The following is a 3,655-nucleotide window of genomic DNA, read 5'->3' as shown; positions in this document are numbered from 1 at the left end:
GCTCTTTCCGTTACTATTCAATAAGATAGAATCAATTGCTACTATTTTACCTTCAGTGATCCCTATTGAAACTCCAGTTTGTAGAGGTTTCCCTGTTCCATCGATAAGGTTGACGTTGGATATCACTAAATCATATTCTTCTGACTTTTGGTAAGAACAGCCTGCAAGAAAGACAATCAATGTAAGGATGGTAAACTGTTTCATATGTTATTAATGACCACCAACAACCGGCTAACAACCACCAATGGTTGTTATTCGCCTTGTAAAGCTACCAAATGTAGCAGTTTTTAAATCCTGAACAAACCATTATCGGCTATAGGAGGCATGGTCACTTGAACAGCGGTCACGTCTCTTCAACCACTGCACGGTTGTCTTCAACCACTGCACGGTTATCTTGAAACTCTGCACGGCTATCTTCAAGCTCTGCAAGGTTATCTTGAATCACTGCACGGTTATCTTGAACCACTGCACGGTTGTCTTCAACCTCTGCAAGGTTATCTTGAAACGCTGCAAGGTGGTCTTCAACCACTGCAAGGCTGTCTTGAACCACAGCATGACTGTCTTAAGCCGTTGAAAATGTCAACATTTTCAGCGCGTCTACCCGGCCTAGGGTCTCTGGGAGCTGCTGCCACCAGTTACTTTTTTTTGAGGAGTAAGAAAATCCAGCGTTGCCGCACTGCTCTGGTTGGGTCGATCTATTTCGGGATCACAGCGAATTTAATTGCCCTTCCACCACGATCCGTGAGTTTCCACCAATTTTCACAGAATCTCCCGTGATTTTCACAAAAAGCTCGCCACTTCTCTCGGAGGCCTGAAAGACGGTCAACTCATTTTTACCAGTCCTTTCCTGCCAAAAAGGGGCCAATACCGAATGAATCGAACCGGTAACCGGATCTTCATCGATACCAATCCACGGGCAGAACGAACGAAGGACCAAATCATATTCACTTGAATTCGACGAGCTCATGACGACCACTTCCTTTAGCTCGTCAGAAGCTTTTCTGAGCCTCCCAAAATCCGGTTTGATTCGCCTGACGTCATCTGGCCCTTTGAGTTCAATGAACAGTGATTTCAATTCATCACAGTAAAAATGCGTTTCTGGAAGTTTGATGGTTAATGCATGTAGCAATTCAGGAGGGATCTCATAATTCTTCCGCTCATAGATAGGGTATTGCAGATAGACCATCTCATCATGTACACATGCTTTGATTCTTACTTTTTCAATCGTCACAAATTCAACCTCCTCCAAAGGTGGGTGGTGAAGGAGTAAAAATGCTGCTCCAAGCGTGGCATGACCACAGGCGGGTATTTCGCCTTCAACTGTAAAATATCGGATATTGAAGCTTCCATCTTTGTTTTTGGGCTCCACAAAGGTGGTGACCGGTGAGTTAAACTCCCTGGCCAATTTGGCCATCACCCCGGCACTTAGCATTTCATTTAAAATACAGACAGGGGTTGGATTCCCTTTAAATGGTTCATTAGAAAACGTATCTAACAAATAGTATTTTGAAACAGACATCTCTTAAAGCATTAGGGGAGTTAACCTCCAGGATATGGTGTATCCCCGGCCCAAATATCATTGCTAAAATAGGCCTTTTGCAAATCAGATTCAATGAAGTGGCTTAAGTCACTACCCCGACAACCCATTAACAAAACGAACATAAAACACCCAAAACCCGAGGGTATTTAGCAAAGATTCGCTCAGAAAGCAGTCAAATTCGCAATAATTATGGAGCTTTGCCCCTCAATGAAGAATGAGCAAAATAACGTTCGGTTTGCTCAGCCCCCATTCCTCTATGAATACAAAACGCAATTTCTGATCGGCTGGTAGCACTGTGTCAGACAACCATACATTTAAGCATCCAAAACATGAAAAAAGCCCTTATTGCCCTGGCAGCAGGCGGATTCGGAATCGGCATGACAGAGTTCGTCATCATGGGCATACTTCCCGAAATCGCCACCTCACTGGACATCACCATTCCTGAAGCTGGTCATTTCATTTCGGCCTACGCCATCGGTGTGGTGGTGGGGGCACCCCTGCTCACCGCGCTGGGCAGCAAGTGGCCTGCCCACAAAATGCTCATGGGACTCATGGTGTGGTTTACGGTATTCAATTCATTGTCGGGTTTTGCCAATAGCTACTGGTCGCTGATGCTCTTCAGGTTCCTTTCGGGGCTTCCGCATGGTGCGTTCTTTGGGATTGGCGCAGTAGTGGCCAGCAGGCTGGCCAAGCCGGGTAAGGAAGCGCAAGCCATTGCAGCCATGTTTTCAGGGCTCACCCTGGCCAACATCCTGGGGGTGCCGTTTGGCACCTATCTGGGGCAGGAGTTTCACTGGAGTATTGCCTTTTTTGTGGTGGGCATAGTAGGCATCATCACCATCACAAGCCTCAGGTTTTGGATGCCCGCACTCGCCCAGTCCTCTCATCAGTCGATGAGCGAAGACTTTCAAATTCTCAAAAAAGCCGAATTGTGGATGGTCGTCCTCCTCACTACCATCGGTACGGGTGGGTTCTTTGCCTGGTACAGCTACATTGCGCCCCTCATTACTGAGGTGGCCGGTCATGATCCCGGTGTGGTGAGCTATGCCATGATCCTGGCAGGTTGTGGCATGTTCGTCGGCAACCTTCTGGGTGCTAAGCTGGCACAGTGGATGCAACCGATCTATGCCGTGACACTTTCCCTGGGGGTCATGAGCCTGCTGCTGTTAGCCAATGCCTTTCTGGCACACGATCAGGTGGCTGTGCTGGTCATGACCTTTGTGATCGGCCTGGGTGCTTTCTGTGTGGCGGCCCCTATTCAGATGGCCATGATCAATACCGCCAAGGGCTCTGAGATGCTGGGTTCTTCGCTCAATCAGAGTGCCTTCAATATGGGCAATGCCTCAGGAGCTTACCTGGCGGGCCTCCCCATAGCCATGGGCTATGGCTTCACCTCGGCAGATGTGGTAGGTGCACTGATGGCATTTGCAGGAGTCTTTTTGGCCCTGGCCATTATACAAATGCGCAAGACCGCACGCAGGAAACTGGCTACGGCATTGGGGTGAACATGAGGGTTTGGTAAGTTAATCAGGATGCATAGTACTCATAAATTACCAATGGCCATCCAATTACATTAGATGGCCATTGATTCTATAAACCTGATCTATCGTGACTCACTATTTGATCAGTATTTTACTTGATTGTGTTTTACGGCCCTTCAGTCTCAGGACGTAGATTCCACGCTGGAGGTCACTGACCGTCCAGTGAAACTGGAGGTTTGATCCTACCTCAGCACTGCGTACCACCTTGCCCGACAGGTCCATCAGCTCTATCCTGCTCACCGTGTTCGGGTTGGTGCCCAAATCCACACTCAGTCCCGTGGTGGCAGGGTTGGGGTAGACCCGCAATTGGGCTTTCTTATCCGTAGCAAACGCCCCCTCGGACTGCCGCTGACCCGACTGACATTCGCCCAGATTGTCGCCATGCCCAAGGTGACCAGGTACGGCCTGCTCAGGCACCCATTTCTCCTCACCATTATGGCAAATCTGTACCCTGTCATTCAAATGCATGATCACACCCTCGACGGCACTTGTGTTGACTCCATCACTTACCGTCACCTGAAGGTCATACTGTCCTCTGTTATAATTCACATAGTTTGTATCGATCACGTAGATT

The 3,655-nt window shown here is 48.3% G+C and carries 4 protein-coding genes and 1 pseudogene; 1 reads left to right on the top strand and 4 read right to left on the bottom strand.

The genetic code is table 11. The features are described 5' to 3' along the window. The 3 genes and pseudogenes from RIH33_RS13620 to RIH33_RS13610 all read right to left on the bottom strand — a co-directional run. Positions 1 to 204, bottom strand: a pseudogene (locus RIH33_RS13620) (hypothetical protein); the annotation flags it as partial. 139 nt (positions 205 to 343) lie between these two features. Then, positions 344 to 550, bottom strand: coding sequence for a hypothetical protein (locus tag RIH33_RS13615; protein ID WP_406658459.1), 207 nt, complete (start codon positions 548 to 550; stop codon positions 344 to 346). Between the two features lie 156 nt (positions 551 to 706). Next, a complete protein-coding gene (locus RIH33_RS13610) occupies positions 707 to 1,519 on the bottom strand; it encodes a PhzF family phenazine biosynthesis protein (protein ID WP_406658460.1) in 813 nt (270 codons plus the stop codon). A 350-nt stretch (positions 1,520 to 1,869) separates the two neighbouring features. Here RIH33_RS13610 and RIH33_RS13605 point away from each other — a divergent pair, with 350 nt between their 5' ends. Beyond that, positions 1,870 to 3,045 (top strand): MFS transporter, encoded by a 1,176-nt coding sequence (locus tag RIH33_RS13605; RefSeq protein ID WP_406658461.1) that lies wholly within the window; start codon positions 1,870 to 1,872, stop codon positions 3,043 to 3,045. Between the two features lie 111 nt (positions 3,046 to 3,156). Here the strand turns inward: RIH33_RS13605 and RIH33_RS13600 are convergent. Further along, on the bottom strand, positions 3,157 to 3,655 hold a 499-nt coding region (locus RIH33_RS13600; protein WP_406658716.1), incomplete at its 5' end, for a T9SS type A sorting domain-containing protein.

This window comes from Marinoscillum sp., assembly GCF_040222955.1.
GTDB lineage: Bacteria > Bacteroidota > Bacteroidia > Cytophagales > Cyclobacteriaceae > Marinoscillum.
The sequence above is the reverse complement of the archived record's forward strand: the minus strand, read 5'-3'. Positions and strand labels throughout refer to the sequence as shown.